The organism is Gemmatimonadota bacterium (assembly GCA_016712265.1).
In the GTDB taxonomy this organism is placed as follows: domain Bacteria; phylum Gemmatimonadota; class Gemmatimonadetes; order Gemmatimonadales; family Gemmatimonadaceae; genus RBC101.
This window is the reverse complement of record JADJRJ010000028.1, coordinates 1125807-1141047: the sequence shown is the minus strand read 5'-3', so window position 1 is coordinate 1141047 and position 15241 is coordinate 1125807. Positions and strand designations below refer to the sequence as shown.

Annotated in this window: 8 protein-coding genes and 2 riboswitches; of the genes, 6 read left to right on the top strand and 2 right to left on the bottom strand. The window is 67.1% G+C overall.

Going from position 1 to position 15241, the window contains the following annotated elements; all coding sequences use genetic code 11:
* Positions 1-50: 50 nt before the first annotated feature.
* Positions 51-1373, top strand: coding sequence for a UDP-glucose/GDP-mannose dehydrogenase family protein (locus IPK85_11715; GenBank protein MBK8248052.1), 1323 nt, complete (start codon positions 51-53; stop codon positions 1371-1373).
* 91 nt (positions 1374-1464) lie between these two features.
* Here IPK85_11715 and IPK85_11710 read toward each other — a convergent pair whose 3' ends face one another.
* Both IPK85_11710 and IPK85_11705 read right to left on the bottom strand, forming a co-directional pair.
* A complete protein-coding gene (locus IPK85_11710; protein MBK8248051.1) occupies positions 1465-5859 on the bottom strand; it encodes an Ig-like domain-containing protein in 4395 nt (1464 codons plus the stop codon).
* 28 nt (positions 5860-5887) lie between these two features.
* Positions 5888-5982: riboswitch (cyclic di-GMP riboswitch) on the bottom strand.
* Positions 5983-6305: 323 nt separating this feature from the next.
* Positions 6306-7712, bottom strand: a complete 1407-nt coding sequence (locus tag IPK85_11705; GenBank protein MBK8248050.1) for a hypothetical protein — start codon at positions 7710-7712, stop codon at positions 6306-6308.
* A 188-nt stretch (positions 7713-7900) separates the two neighbouring features.
* Between IPK85_11705 and IPK85_11700 the strand changes: the two genes are divergently transcribed.
* From IPK85_11700 to metH, 5 genes are all read left to right on the top strand, one after another.
* Positions 7901-9097: a VanZ family protein gene (locus IPK85_11700; GenBank protein ID MBK8248049.1), complete on the top strand. Its 1197-nt coding sequence runs from the start codon at positions 7901-7903 to the stop codon at positions 9095-9097.
* Positions 9094-10638 (top strand): aldehyde dehydrogenase family protein, encoded by a 1545-nt coding sequence (locus IPK85_11695; GenBank protein MBK8248048.1) that lies wholly within the window; start codon positions 9094-9096, stop codon positions 10636-10638. The genes IPK85_11700 and IPK85_11695 overlap by 4 nt, the downstream gene beginning before the upstream one ends.
* A gap of 51 nt (positions 10639-10689) precedes the next feature.
* Positions 10690-11283: a YggT family protein gene (locus tag IPK85_11690; GenBank protein MBK8248047.1), complete on the top strand. Its 594-nt coding sequence runs from the start codon at positions 10690-10692 to the stop codon at positions 11281-11283.
* 2 nt (positions 11284-11285) lie between these two features.
* Positions 11286-11573 (top strand): DUF167 domain-containing protein, encoded by a 288-nt coding sequence (locus IPK85_11685; protein ID MBK8248046.1) that lies wholly within the window; start codon positions 11286-11288, stop codon positions 11571-11573.
* A gap of 44 nt (positions 11574-11617) precedes the next feature.
* Positions 11618-11692: riboswitch (SAM riboswitch) on the top strand.
* Between the two features lie 110 nt (positions 11693-11802).
* Positions 11803-15240: a methionine synthase gene (gene metH, locus IPK85_11680; GenBank protein ID MBK8248045.1), complete on the top strand. Its 3438-nt coding sequence runs from the start codon at positions 11803-11805 to the stop codon at positions 15238-15240.
* Position 15241 lies beyond the last annotated feature (1 nt).

Sequence of the window (15241 nt, the reverse complement as noted above, 5' to 3'; positions counted from 1 at the left end):
CGAGCTGGCTCGCGCGTAAGCGGGTTTCCCTGAGCAGCACACACATCATCATGGCATCCAACATCAGTGTTTTCGGGCTCGGCTACGTCGGCTGTGTTTCCGCGGCGTGCTTTGCAAAGGAAGGTCATCAGGTCGTCGGCGTCGACGTGAGCCAGTCGAAGGTGGACATGGTCAACGACGGCAAGGCGACGATCGTCGAACACGGTATCGCCGAGCTGGTCGGCGAGATGCGCACCCTCGGGCGGCTCCGGGCCACCACCAGTGTGGAAGACGCCGTGCTCACCACGGACATCTCGCTGGTCTGCGTGGGCACGCCGAGTGCGCCCAACGGCAGCCTGGACCTGAGTTACGTCGAGCGCGTCTGTTCGCAGATCGGCGCGGCGATGAAGAAGAAGTCGACGCGGCACACGATCGTGATCCGGAGCACCGTGCTGCCGGGTTCCACCGAGGAGCTGGCGCTGCCGGCGCTCGAGGGGGCCTCTGGACTCAAGGCGCATCGTGACTTTGGGCTGGCGATGAACCCGGAGTTTCTGCGCGAGGGGACCTCGATCAAGGATTTCTACGATCCCCCGTTCACGGTGGTCGGCGCGGGTGACGATGTGACCGCCCAGACCGTGGCCGCGATCTATGCCGGCCTCGACGCGCCGGTTCGGACGGTCGCGATCCGGGTCGCCGAGATGATCAAGTACGCCTGCAACTGCTTCCACGGGCTCAAGGTCGGCTTTGCCAACGAGATCGGGAACGTGTGCAAGGCGAGCGGGGTCGATTCGCACGAGGTCATGCGGATCTTTTGCGAGGACACGAAGCTCAACATCTCGCCGTATTACCTCAAGCCGGGCTTCGCGTTCGGTGGATCGTGTCTCCCCAAGGACCTGCGTGCGGTGAGCTACCGCGCCCGCCAGCTCGACGTCCCGACCCCGATCCTGGAGGCCACCCTGCGGTCCAACGACCTGCAGGTCACGCGAGCGTTCGACATGGTGCAGGCGGCCGGGAGCCGCCGGATCGGCGTCCTTGGTCTCGCGTTCAAAGCCGGAACGGACGACCTGCGGGAGTCCCCGATGGTGACCCTGATCGAGAAACTGATCGGCAAGGGCGCCCAGCTCTCGATCTACGACCGGGAAGTGACGAGCGCACGCCTGATTGGGGCCAACAAGGAGTACGTGGAGCGCGAGATCCCCCATATCTGGGAGTTGATGTCCGGTTCCATCGATGACGTGCTGGCGAAGAGCGACACGATCATCATCGGCAACGGCTCGCCGGAATTCCGCTCCATCAGCGACAAGGTGCGCGAGGGCCAGGTCGTGGTGGACCTGGTGCGCGCCTTTGGTGCGCGTCGCAGCGACGGCAAGACGTACGAAGGGATCTGCTGGTAGCGGACGGCACGCGGGGTCCCGCCAAGCAAGAGGCGGGCCCCCTGGATCGGAGGCCCGCCTCGCCACTACCCGCCGCGCCTACCCGTCGCCGCTAGGGCACCGGCGGGGCCGCCACTCCGGACCCGGTCGACAACGCTCCGGCCAGCGACGACGCCCACTTGGTCGTGGCGGGATAACCGTTCCGCTGGTTGCCGATGAACGTGTTGCGCAGGAAGGTCCATGACCCCCCGACCCCTGCGTTGAGCGCGACGGTCCCTTCGCCCACGGCCGTCGCCCCGACCCCATACTGTGCCGTCGGGATCACGTTGTCCTCAAAGCGGAAGTTCGTGACCGCCTTGATGCCGTTCGAGATGTCAAAGATGATGGCGTCCTTCGGGAAGTTCCCACCGGTCCAGGTGTTTCGGATGAAGGAGACATCTCGCGCATTCACGTTGAGCAGGATGGGTCGTGAGTCGCCATCGTACGGTTGGACGTTGATGTTCTCGATCCAGTTGCCGGTCACCAGCACCCGGCGCAAGGCGCTGTCGACCGGGAAGACTTCGGGCGACCCGCTGAAGGCAAAGCCGGCGCCCACATTGCGGAAGGTGTTGTTCCGGAAGGTGACGTCGGTCGTACGACACCAGCGGCAATTGCCCTGTTGGTTCACCGACTTGAGCCACACGGCATATCCCATCTGGCCGTCCTTCCACACGCCATCAAAGGAATTCCCCTCGATCAGCGAGCGGCAAGAGCTCTTCGACTCGTACAGCAGCTTGATCAGGTAGCTCCCCGACTGGCTCGGCGTACCGACCTGCTTCCAGGTCGCGGGCTTCGAGATCCGGTTGTTGCGTACCGTGATGTCGCAGGGAACCAACCCATTGATCCCCGGATCCGCCCCACCCCACATGACGTTCTCCGAGGCCGCTTCGAGGAGGTTGTTCTCGATGAGGAATGGCCCTGGCCCGTTGTAGCTGAGGGTGCACTGGCTGTCCGAGTTGCGCTCGTGAATCTCGGTGCAACGCGAGTCGCGGACGATGTGACCGGCACCGTTCAGCATGAACCCACGGCGCAGGTTCTGGTTGGGCCAGCCGTGCACGTTCACGTGCGTGAAGTGGATCTCGCGCGGAAGCGCTGCCACGGTGGTTTCGGCGATCCGCTCACCCGCCTCGACCAGGGACAACGGACCGGCAACGACGGCCGGATCGGTGGTCATCTCAATCCCCTGCACCACCCAACGTGCGGCGCGCGAGTGGAACCACAACGCGGGGAATCGCACATCAACGATCTGGATCTTGGGCAGACGTTCCGCCCCCGTAACGCGCGTGCCTAGCGTCAGTGTCGTGTCGGCCCGCAAGATGCTCCACGACGTGTCGTTGGCTGCCCGGGCGGGGATATCGAACGAGCCCTTGAGGACCAACCCCATGGCGAGGCAGATCGTACGCGCGCCGCCGGCGTTGAGCGCCTGTTGCAGCGCGGTGACCGTCGTCGGCCGGTCGGTACAGCTTCGATTCAACGCAGCGACGGGCAATGCCGGGACCGCGCGCGGGAGCTGCGGGGTGGCAATGGGCGACACCGCCGTCACCGCGAGCGCCGCTGAACCCGAGACCCCTTGGACGGACGCCGAGACGGTGGTCGAGCCAGCACTGGTTCCCGTGACGACACCGCTCTGCGTGATGCTCGCCACCCCGTTGTTAACGATGCTCCAGGTCACCGACTGGCCCGTCATGATGGCGCCGTTGACGTCGCGCACGAGTGCGGTTGCAGACGCCGCCTGCGACACGCTGATGCTTGCCGGCGTCAGCGTGACCGATACGGACCCGACGGCCGGCGCGGCCGCGACAGTAACCCCCGCCCCACCGGACACGCCGCCGCTCAAGGCGGACAGCGTCGCATTCCCGGAGCCCACCGCCGTGACCAGGCCCGTCGTGGAGATCGTGGCCACGGCAGTGTTGGAGCTCGAGTACGAAATCGTGCGACCCGTCAGGAGGTTGCCGTTGGCGTCGCGCAGGATCGCGCTCCCTTGCGTTGTTTGTCCTACCTGCAACGCACTCGCGTTGAGCGAGAACATCACGGACGCCACCGGCGCGGGCGCTGCGTTCGTCACGGTAAACCCGAGTCCGCTGGTGACGCCTTGCGCCCAGGCCGTAATGCTCGCGCTCCCGACGTTGAGCGCGGTCACCTTGCCCTGGGTGCCAACCTTGAGCACCGAGGTGTCCGAGGAGGTCCACGTCCAGATCAGGCCGCCCACGGTGGCGTTCGACGCATCGTAGGCGGTCGCTACCGCGCGCGCCGTGTCCCCCACCTGCAGGGTCGTGACGGGCGCGTCCACGCTGACCCGCGTCACCACGGGGGTACCAGTGGTCACGGCGATCTGCGTTCGACCCACGACACTACCGCTCGTTGCGGAGATGTAGGAGTTGCCCGACGCCACGCCCGTGATCACGCCACTCGCGTTGACCGTGGCGACCGAGGGCTTGCTCGATGAATACCCGATGGAGCGACCAAAGAGGATCGTCCCGAGTGAATCCTTGACCACCACCTGCGCCGTGGCCGTTGCGCCGGAGGGAATCGCACCCGGATTGGTGGTTACGGCGACGGTCGCCACGGGCAGCGCGGACGGCGCGGCCACACTCAAGCCCGCCCCACCCACCACGCCCTGGGCGGTGGCGGTGATAGACACCGTCCCCCCGCTGACGGCTGACACCAGACCGCTCGATGACACCGTGGCTACGCTCGGCGCGCTGGACGCCCAGGTCACCGGCACACCAGACACCGTATTCCCCGAGGAGTCGCGAAGCTGCACCACGGCCTGGGTCGCCTGTCCCACATTCAGCTGCGACGCGTTCAACGTCACTCCCACCGTCGCGACCGTGGCCGCCGGAACCGGGTTCACGTTGAGTAGCGCGCCACCGGACTTGCCCTCGGAGGTCGCGGTGATGACGACCGACCCAACGGCGACCGCCATCACCACACCCGATGGCGACACCGTGGCCACCTGAGGTGCCGAGGACGTCCAGGTGATCACCCGCCCGGGCAGGACGTTGCCTTGACTATCCTGGGCCGTGGCAGTGAGGGTGAAGGTGTTGCCAACCACAAGTTGCCCGGTGGACGGCGAGACGGTAACGCGGTTCACCGCCACCGCGTTCACTGTCGCAGTTGTCGTCAGGGTGAGCGGACCGCTCGTGGCCCGAATGATCGACGTGCCCGGCGACACCCCGGTCACGACGCCGGCCGAAGACACCACGGCCACCGATGTGCTGGCGGAACTCCAAGTCACCGGATAGCCGGGCATGGCCACGCCATTCTGGTCGCGAACTTCGCCGATCAACTGACTCGACCCACCGACGATGATGGTCGGGTTGGCAGGGACGATCGCCAGCGACGTCGCCGCGCGTCTCGCGATCGTGATCGGAATCGACCCCACCTTGCCACCAATAATCGCGCTGATGGTGACCGTCCCCGCGGCGAGGGCGGTCACCGCCCCGCCCGCCGTCACGGTAGCCACCGATGGATTGCTCGATTGCCACGCCACCGGAAGTCCGGTGATCACCCGACCCGAGCTATCGAGCGCCGCCGCAGTCCCGGTGAGCAACTGACCTTCCAGAAGGGAAGAGTCCGGGAGCTGCGCCCGAACGCTAACCACCGAGGGCGCCGCGACATTGATCGTCGCACTCGCGCTCTTGCCACCAGCCGTCGCCGTGATCACCGCAAAGCCACGGGTCTTGCCCGTGACGAGGCCCACCTCGGTGACCGAGGCAACCGTAGCATTACTCGTGCTCCACTTGAATTTCGCGCCGCCGAGGATCTTGCCCGTCCAGCTCCGCGCGACGGCGTCGAGATCCAGCCGCCCGCCTACAGCAATCGTTGCAGACGCCGGACTCACCGCGACATTCGCGACCGGCGTGGCAAACACCCCAACAGAAGCGCTCGCCTCCGCCGTACCGAATCGCGCCGTCACCGTGACGTCGCCCTCGCCCATTCCCGTCACCACGCCTTCCGGCGAAATGGCGGCAATGCTCGAGTCGGAGACCGACCACGCGATCGGTGTGCTGCCGCTCCCAGCGACGTTCTCGGATTCCGTCGTGAGCTGGAAGTCGTCGCCGACCGCGAGGCTCACAACCTCGGGGAAGACGGCCAGTGAGATCGGGAGCCCGTACACCCGCACGAGGGCGGTGTCGGCGCTGCCCGTGATCGACGCAACCACCTGCGCACTCCCCTCGCCAATCGCGGTGACCAGGCCGTCCGTGCCCACGGTGAGTACCGCAGGATTAGTGGACGCCCATGTCACGGACGCGGACCGAGGTGCGTTGAACTGATTCGTCACGGCGGCGGCGAACAGCCGCGTCGTGCCGAGCAACATCGAGTCGCTCTCTACGTCCAGGCGAACCGAGAGTTGGTCCCGCGGCGGCGTTGGCGGAGGTTCCGTCTGCTGCGCGTTGTCCCCGCATGCGACCAGTAGCGCTGCGGCGAAGGTGGTGAGTCGGCGTCTCGTCGAATCCATGATCATGGCGGTCCCTTCGTGCGGCTAGGGTTCGTTCGGCAACTCGGCCAGCATGGCACCCGGTGGGTGCGGTAGCCCCGTCAGCTTTGCGGACTCACTCCGGTTTCCCGGAGGCTGCCTTTGTCGCGACCCGGACATGGGACGCGGATTGGTGCAGGTTGCATCACGTGCTTAGGAATTTGCGGTGGTGCTCACGAAGAAGACGAGCAACCGAGGAGGGGGTAACTGCTTGCAGGACAGGGGGTTGCAACACGCGACCGACTTGACCCGGGTCACACTTCGCTTGTGCGCCCACCGAAGCCATGGTGTTGGTTCACGCATCGCCGGCCGAAACTAACAGCGAATGGCGTCCCGCTCTGTACGCAGCATCACACCGCAAGTACCGTCGTGGTCACGACGCCGACGTGTGCGGCACAAAGTGCCGCACACGCCGTGCACTCGTCAGGCAGTCGTCAGGAACCGCGCGCAGCCCCGACGACGCGATACACCACGAATGACGCGTTCTCGTATTCGCGCTGGAACGCCGACGGCATCGCCCTCACCGTCGCCTCCAGGGCGGCGGCGCCCACATGCCCGGTACCTGCGTCGCCCACCACGACATGCGTGATGCGCCCACGGCGCAACTCGGAGGTGATCCGCGCATCGTCAGCCCGGAACACCCCCATCGCCGGGACACCGGTGGCCAGCGTGAGAACGCGTGCACGCACGAACATCACGCGCAGTTCCCCTTTCTGCGGATGGCGCCGGACCCACGAAAACAGGTCGCGCACATCCGGATCGGTGAGAAGTCCCTCCGGCGACGGCGTCCGCACACCGCGCGTGAAGCCGCCAACGATGACAACCAATCCCACCCCCAAGGCAAGACGAGTGGCCTGCGGTGCCACGCGCGGCAGCCGCGACACGAGCGTGCGCAGGCCAGCCACCACCCAGTACAGCAGCACCGGCCAGAATGGCCACAGGTACCGGGCGTCCGCCACGGGTGCGAGAAGGATCATCACGGCATAGGTCGCCACCAGGCAGCCAAGCAGTGATTGGCCGTAGCGCTTGAAGAAGGCGAGCACCCCGAACGGAACCATCCCCATCGCCAGCACGTGATATCCGTCGTTGGCCAGGTCCCAGGGGAACGGATACATGGTCGCCTCGAAGAACGGCAGCCGATACTTGTCACCGAACGCCGTGATCCGGCCCCACATGACCTCGGGTGACCGGAACATCTGACTCATGAAGGGCACCTTGTCAGGACCCACCACGAGGATCCCCACCACTCCGGCCACGACAAACGCCGAGGTGAGCCCGAGCAGCACACGCCGGTCATGCGGCCGTCGCCAGGCCAGCAACACAAGTGCCGGTAATACCGCAACGCCGGCGATGCGTGTGGCGATGGCGTACACGGTCAGCGCCCCGATCAGCGCGGTACGACTCCAGGACAGCGCGCGCGGTGAATCCGCCAGCAGCACGATCCCCCAGAGCATCGCGCAGAACGGAAGGTCCGAAAGGGGCGAGTTGGTCGCGTACGTGGTCTCGAGCGCCAAGCCCGCCCCGCCAATGGCCACGGCGAGCAACGTCGGGTCCTCGTCGCGTGACATCCGCTTCATGACGAAGCCGAGAAAAAGCACCCCAGCGAGCGTCACCAGGATCTTGGGTACCAACAGTCCCACGCCGAACTGGGCCACCACCGGCGTGAGGATGAGTGGCCAGCCCGGTGGCTGTACCCGGGGACTGATCAGCGCCGCGTACGGGCTATAGATGTAGCCCGTCGCGTCGTACGGGCGGCCTTCGACCAGTGCCTGGGCATGCAAGAGGTACTGCGCATAGTCGCCGGCGTGCCGCGAAGGCAGGTCGTTCCAATGGACCGCCACCAGCGCGAGAAATGGAGCAAGGACAAGAGCCCATTCCCATGCGTGCGGGCGTCTTCCCTTCCCCACCGTTACCCTGTCCATGAATACCCGACTCCTTGAGGCGGTCACATTGGCCCGTCACCGGTGGCCAAGCTAGCAAGCTCCGCGCCCGGAAGGCGCTCTTGCCCTGGCCTTACATTAGCCTCGGCATGAAGAACGCCCCCCCATCACGCACGCCTCGCTGGAGCGCCGCTGTCGCCGCGTTACTGCTCGCGGCCACATTGTGGCCCGCCCCAGGAGCGCCTCAGCCGCTGGAGCGGTACTGCATCATCTGCGGCTCGCTGGGTGGGCTCGACTTCGTCGCGAACGTCGTGGTCTTTGTTCCGCTCGGCATCGCCCTCATCCGGGATGGGTATCCACCCGGCCGCGCCTGGCTGATCGGGTTCGCGCTCTCCCTCATGATCGAGTTGCTGCAATGGAAACTCATTCCCGGACGCGACGCATCCGCCGGTGACCTGCTGTCCAACACACTCGGCACGTGGATCGGCGGGTGGCTTGCCGCACACCAGCGCACATTGCGAGACCCCGCCCCTCAAACGGCCACTCGGTTGGTGGCAGGCTGGTGCGTGGGCGCGACCGCGCTGGCCGGCGTGGCGTCGTGGAGCCTGCGGCCTGCCGTCCCCGACCTCGTCTACTTCAGCCAATGGACCCCGGTTCGTGGTGGTTACAGCCCGCTCCTCGGGACCTTTGGGGGGCTGCGCCTGTTTGGCGTGCCGCTCCCCAACGGTGTCGCCGTTGACCCAACAGATCGCCCGCCGCCATACGCGCGAGGAGAAGTGGATCTCGAAGGAGTCCTCGACCGCCCAAACACTCGCGCAGCGGACCCAGTCCTACTGGCCCGACTCGCGAATCCGCTGGGCGAACAGGCCCAGATCGTCCAGCGCGGCAACGCGCTGGTGTTTCGGAGTCGTCGCAACGCATCGAGACTCGCCCTGCGCTCGCCAACCTTTGTCCTCGACGGCGCCTTTGCGGACACAAGCGCGACCACCTTTCGCGTGAATGCCCGCAGCAGCGCCGTCGCCCTCAGCGCACAGCGCGCCACCGTGCATCGCGTGACCCTCGGCCGGTTCTGGCACACCCTGGCACCGTTTGAGGTGCAGTATGGACAGTTCGAGACGCTCATGGCCACCGGGTTCCTGGCCTCACTGCTCCTCCCAGTCGCGTTCTACTCCCGACGTGCAAGGTTGCGCGCCCCGTGGTGGGTGGCCGCGGGGCTCTCCGGGGTGATCCTTGGTGCCGTGCCGCTGATCGCTGGCATTGCACCTGGGGGACTGGGTGAGGTGACCGGCGCGGCCGCGGGCAGCCTCTCGGGATTCTGGCTCGCCGCTCGTTCCGGGCGCCCATGACCGGCGTCGGGCGCACCATCGAGACCCATGACCCGTTCACGGGGGAGCTCGTGGCGTCGGTACCGGCATCCTCCCGCGACGACGTCGCCCTGGCCGTGTGCCGCGCGCGCGCGGCGCAGGTCGCGTGGGCCGCCCTGCCGGTCGAGGAGCGTTTGCGGCGACTCGATCGCTGGCGGGCCGTGCTGTACCGCGAACGACGGGCCGTTGCGCAGATGGTGCGTCGCGAGACCGGAAAGCCCGAGGCGGAAGTGCTCGCAGCCGAGCTGGCGACCGGACTCGATCTCATCCGGTTCTACGTTCGGCACACTACCGGACTCCTGCAGCCGCGCTCGCATCGCTCGTCCACGCTCGCCCTCGTGCGCAAGCAGCTTACCACGACCTTCGAGCCGTGGGGGACGGTGGCGATGGTCTCCCCGTGGAACTACCCGTTCATGCTCCCCGTGGGGCAGCTCGCTCCGCTCCTCGCTGCCGGCAACGCGGTGGTCCACAAGCCGTCCGAGCTCACGGTGGGGACCGCGTCCCTGGTGCATGCGGCATTGCGCGAGGCGGGAATTCCGGACGCGGTGTGCGCGATCGTTCACGGGGGCGCGGACGTCGGCGACGCGCTGGTCACGGGCGGGGTGGACAAGGTCTTCTTCACCGGATCCGTGCGCGCGGGACGCGTCGTCGCTGGGCGATGCGCCGAACACCTCGTGCCCTGCTCCCTGGAGTTGGGGGGCAGCGACCCCGCGCTGGTCCTGGCAGACGCGAACCTCCGTCTCGCCGCCCGCGGGATCGCGTGGGGACGGTTCGCCAACGCCGGCCAGACCTGTGTCGCGGCGAAGCGGGTATTCGTGCACGCAAGCGTGGCTGCACCGTTCCTTGCCGCGCTGCGGGAGGAAGTGGGGCGTCTCCGTATGCGGACGCCAGGCGACGCGCACTGGGAGGTAGGCCCGGTCATCCATCGCGCGGCGGCGGCGCATATCGAGGAGCTGATCAGGGTCGAAGGGGAGCTCGGCGCGACGGTCGAACGACCCCACGGGGCCACCGACGCGCCGCTGGTTTCGCCCGCAATCCTCACGAACGTGCCCATGGGGTCGCGCAGCCTCTCCGAGGAGGTCTTCGGGCCCGTGCTCCCCGTCGTCGTCACGGCCAGCGATGACGAGGCCGTGGCACTCGCGAATGCCTCGCCCTTCGGCCTGAGCGCCAGCGTGTGGAGTCGGTCGCGAAGGCACGCCCGAACGGTGGCCACCAGGCTGCGTGCGGGCACGGTGGCGATCAACGACGTAGCACTGGTCGCCGGGGTGGCGGAGGTGAGCCATGGCGGCGTCGGCCTCAGTGGCAGCGGACGATCCCACGGGACGGCGGGGCTCTTCGAGGCCGTGCGCACCCGCACGATGGTCGATGACGTGGTGCCATGGGCCGGGCAGCCGTGGTGGTTTCCGTATCCCGCCGACCGGTCGCACGCATTCGAGCAGTACTTGGGCCTCGCCCACGCCCCCAGCCTGTTCGGTCGACTGCGCGGCCTCTGGCCAGCAATTCGCCTGTTCCTCGGCCGGTAAGAGCACGCACGTGCCTTGTGCCTCGTCGGCGGCGACGTCAGACTGAACGTCATGAACCAGGTGCTTGCGGGCTTCGACGTGGTGCTGGCGCTCCTCCGGCCGGCGTTCTTCTGGGCGGCGATCGTGGTCGGAATCCTGGCCCTGCTCGATTGGCTCGTCCGCACGCGGCGCCTGAGTCCCTTTTCGCCGGTCGCGCGCTTCGTGCGCGACACCGTGGACCCTCGCTTCAAGCCAATCGAACGGATGGTGGTTCGCGCAGGGGGCAATCCCACGTCGGCGCCGTGGTGGGCGTTGGTGTTCGTGGTGCTCGGCGGGTTGGTCGTGCTGTCCCTGCTCGATTTTCTGCGCGGGCAGGTGGCGTTCGCGGCGCTGGCCGCACGTGGCGGGGCTGGCGGCTTTGCCGTGGTCGCCCTGCGGTGGTCGTTCCAGATCCTGCGACTGGCGCTGATCGTTCGCGTGGCTTCCACCTGGTTTCAGGTGTCGCCGTACTCCCGGTGGATCCGGTGGGCCTACTCGCTCAGTGAGCCACTGCTCGCGCCGCTGCGGCGGATCGTGCCCACGTTAGGCATGGTGGATATCTCCCCGATTGTGGCCTTTCTGGTGCTCAACCTGCTCGAGTCCCTGGTCTTCGGCGCCCTCGGGTGACGCTGGCGCTCACAGGGGGTTCCAGCGGGACCATCCGGTTCGCCGTGCACGTCCAGCCGCGCGCTTCCCGGAGCGAGGTGTTGGGGCGCCATGGGGATGCGCTGAAGGTTCGGTTGCAGGCCCCGCCGGTCGATGGCGCGGCCAACGATGCCTTGGTCGAGCTCCTCGCCAGCGCCCTCGGCGTTCCGCGCCGCGAGATCCGCCTCGTCGCGGGGCAGACGGCGCGCCGCAAGGTGGTCGAGGTGCCCGAGGCGGCCCAAAGCCGGGTGATGGCGCTCGCCTCAGGGTGACGCTTGCCCGCGACGACTCGTCTGACAATCATTACCGGTGACAATTGGCATCACGTGGCGATTTAAGGGCAACTTGCGGCCACGCTAAACAAACGCTAAACCGCCACGCCCGGCGCCCAGCCCCGGGCCTTTCTTTTTTCATGACCTCGTGACGCGACTCGACCAGCTTCCCCTGCGATCGGATTACCTCGATGCACTCGCCCGCGGCGTCCTCGTATACGATGGCGCCATGGGGACCAGCATCCAGCGGTACCCCCTCACGGCGCAAGACTATGGTGGAACCAGCCTGGAAGGGTGCAACGACCACCTGGTGCTCACGCGACCCGACGTGATTCGCGAGATCCACGAGTCGTTCCTCGCGGTGGGGTCCGATGTGGTCGAGACATGCACCTTTCAGTCGACACCCCGCCGCCTGGAAGAGTGGGGGCTGCTGGGAAAGGCGCACGAGATCAATGTGGCAGCAGCCCGAATCGCGCGCGTCGCCTGCGACCGGTTTGCCACCCCGGAGCGGCCGCGATTCGTCGCGGGATCGATCGGTCCGACAGGGATGCTTCCGTCCAGCAGCGACCCCGCGCTGAGCCAGGTGACGTTCGCGGAACTTGCCAGTAACTACAAGGCGCAGGCGGCCGCCCTCATCGAAGGCGGCGTGGACGTGCTGTTGGTGGAGACGGCCCAGGACATCCTCGAGGTCAAGGCGGCGATTGCAGGGTTCCGCGAGCTGTTCCTGGAGCTCGGGTTCCGGATCCCCGTCCAGGCCCAGGTCACCCTGGACACGAGCGGCCGCATGCTGCTCGGCACCGACGTCGCGAGTGCCATGACCACGCTCGAGGCGTTGCCCGTCGATGTGATCGGGCTCAACTGCTCCACTGGCCCCGAGCACATGCGGGAACCGGTGCGTCACCTCGCCAGCCATTCCACGCGCTGGCTGTCCGTCGTACCTAATGCCGGCCTGCCGCTCAACACGGGGACCGGAGACGCGGTATATCCCCTGGAGCCGGAGCCCATGGCGGTGATGCTGGCCGATTTCGTCCGGGAGTATGGCGTCCGGATCGTCGGCGGTTGCTGCGGGACGTCCCCCGAACACCTGCGCGCCATCAACGCGGCGGTCGACGCCCTTGGCGTTAGGGCCTACCACAGTACAGCATCATCCGTTCCGCCGCGGCACACCGTCGCGCGCGCGTCCTCGGCGATGCGCGCCATCACCCTGCACCAGGATCCGCCCCCGCTCCTCGTGGGCGAACGGGTGAACTCCCAGGGCTCGCGGAAGGTGAAGCGCCTGCTCCTCGCCGACGACTACGAGGGGATCCTCGACGTGGCGCGCGATCAGGCGGACTCCGGGGCCCATGTCCTCGACATCTGCGTCGCCCTCACCGAACGCGGGGACGAAGCCGAGCAGATGGCGCAGGTGGTCAAGCTGCTCTCGATGAGCGTCGAGCAGCCCCTGATGATCGATTCGACCGAGGCCGGCGTGATCCAGGCCGCGCTTGAGCACACCCCGGGCCGCGCGATCATCAACTCCATCAACATGGAGAACGGCCGGGCGCGCATCGACAGTGTCGTCCCCCTGGCCATCGCCCACGGCGCCGCCCTCGTCGCCCTCACCATCGACCCGGTAGGCATGGCGCGCACGCGCGAGCGCAAGCTCGAAGTCGCTCGCGCGATCCACGCCCTTGTCGTCGACGAGTACGGCATGTCGCCGTCGGACCTCATCTTTGATGCCCTCACGTTCACTCTGGCCACCGGCGACCCCGAGTGGATCGACAGCGCGAAGGAAACCATCGAGGGGATCCGGCTGATCAAGCGCGAGTTGCCCGGGGTGCTCACGATCCTCGGCGTCTCGAACGTGAGTTTTGGCCTCGCCCCCGAGGCCCGCGCCGTCCTCAATTCCGTCTTCCTGCATCACTGCGTGCAGGCCGGGCTCGATGCCGCGATTGTCAACCCGGCGCACGTCACCCCCTACGCCGAGATCACGACCGACCAGCGCGAACTCGCCGACGACCTCGTCTTCAACCGGCGACCAGACGCCCTGCAGCGCTTCATTGGTGCCTTCGACGGGTCCGACGCCTCGACCGCCACCGGCGCGGAGAAGGCGGATCCCACAGAGGGCATGAGTCCGGACGAGCGCGTCCACTGGATGGTCCTCCATCGCAAGAAGGAGGGGATCGAGGCGGCGCTCGACGCGGCTGGTGTGCGCGAGGCCCCGGTGCGTGTGCTGAACGAAGTCCTGCTGCCCGCCATGAAAGTGGTTGGCGACAAGTTCGGCTCCGGTGAGTTGATCCTGCCCTTCGTACTCCAGAGCGCCGAGGTCATGAAACGCGCGGTCAAGCACCTCGAGGGCTTCCTGGAGAAGGCCGAGGGGTACACCAAGGGCAAGGTGGTCCTGGCCACGGTCTACGGCGACGTGCATGACATCGGGAAGTCGCTGGTCAACACCATCCTGTCCAACAACGGCTATACCGTGTTTGACCTGGGGAAGCAGGTCCCGGTCAACACGATCATCGAGAAAGCCATCGAGGTCGACGCCGACGCGGTCGGACTAAGCGCCCTGCTCGTCAGCACGTCCAAGCAAATGCCCCTCTGTGTGCAGGAACTCGACCGGCGCGGCCTGAACATCCCGGTGCTGATCGGCGGGGCGGCCATCAACCGCCGCTTTGGACGGCGGGCGTTGTTTGTGGACGGCGAGCGGCCCTATGCCCCCGGCGTCTTCTACTGCAAGGACGCGTTTGAGGGACTGGAGACGATGGACCGGCTCCAGGACGCCACGCGCCGCGGGGCGTTCGTGGCGCAGGTCCTCGACGAGGCCCGGACGGACGTCTTTCTCCACGCCACGGTTGGCAAGGACAAGCTTGGCGGCAGCACAGACTCCGGCCGCAGCGACGTCGTGACCGCGGACGTGGCGAAGGTGCCCTTCTTCGGCACGCGCGTGATGCGCGACATTCCGCTGGACGAGGTGTTCGACCTGCTGGACCTCGACGAGCTGTTCAGGCTCCAGTGGGGCGCCCGCGGCTCTGGTGAAGGCTACGACGCCACGGTCCGCGACGAATTTGTGCCGACCCTGGCTCGCCTGCAGGCCGATGCCCGGATAAACGGATGGCTGACGCCGCAAGCCGTGTATGGGTACTTCCCGGTGCGCAGCGAGGGCAACGCCTTGGTGGTCTACGACCCCGCCGCATACGAATCAGATGGCGCGGCGTTGCGCGAGATCGGTCGCTTCACCTTCCCGCGCCAGGACGGGCGGGACCGACTCTGCCTGTCCGACTACTTCCGCGATATCACGAGCGACGAGCCGGACGTGCTCGCGCTGCAGGTGGTAACGGTGGGTCAAGCGGCCACGGCGCGTTTTGATGCCCTGCAGGCAGACAACCAGTACAGCGAGGCCTTTTATGTCCACGGCCTCGCCGTGGAAGCCGCGGAGGCCACGGCCGAGTGGTTACACCGCCGCATCCGCGCCGAGTCCGGGCTGGTCGCCGGGCGTGGCAAGCGATACTCGTGGGGATATGGCGCCTGCCCCGACCTGGACGACCATGGGCTGGTCTTTCGCCTGCTGCCCGCCGAGGATGCGTTAGGCATGACGCTGACCTCGGCGTTCCAGCTCGTGCCCGAGCAGTCGACGGCGGCGATGATCGTCTTCCACCCGGACGCGAAATACTTCGCGGTGCGAGGCTGAG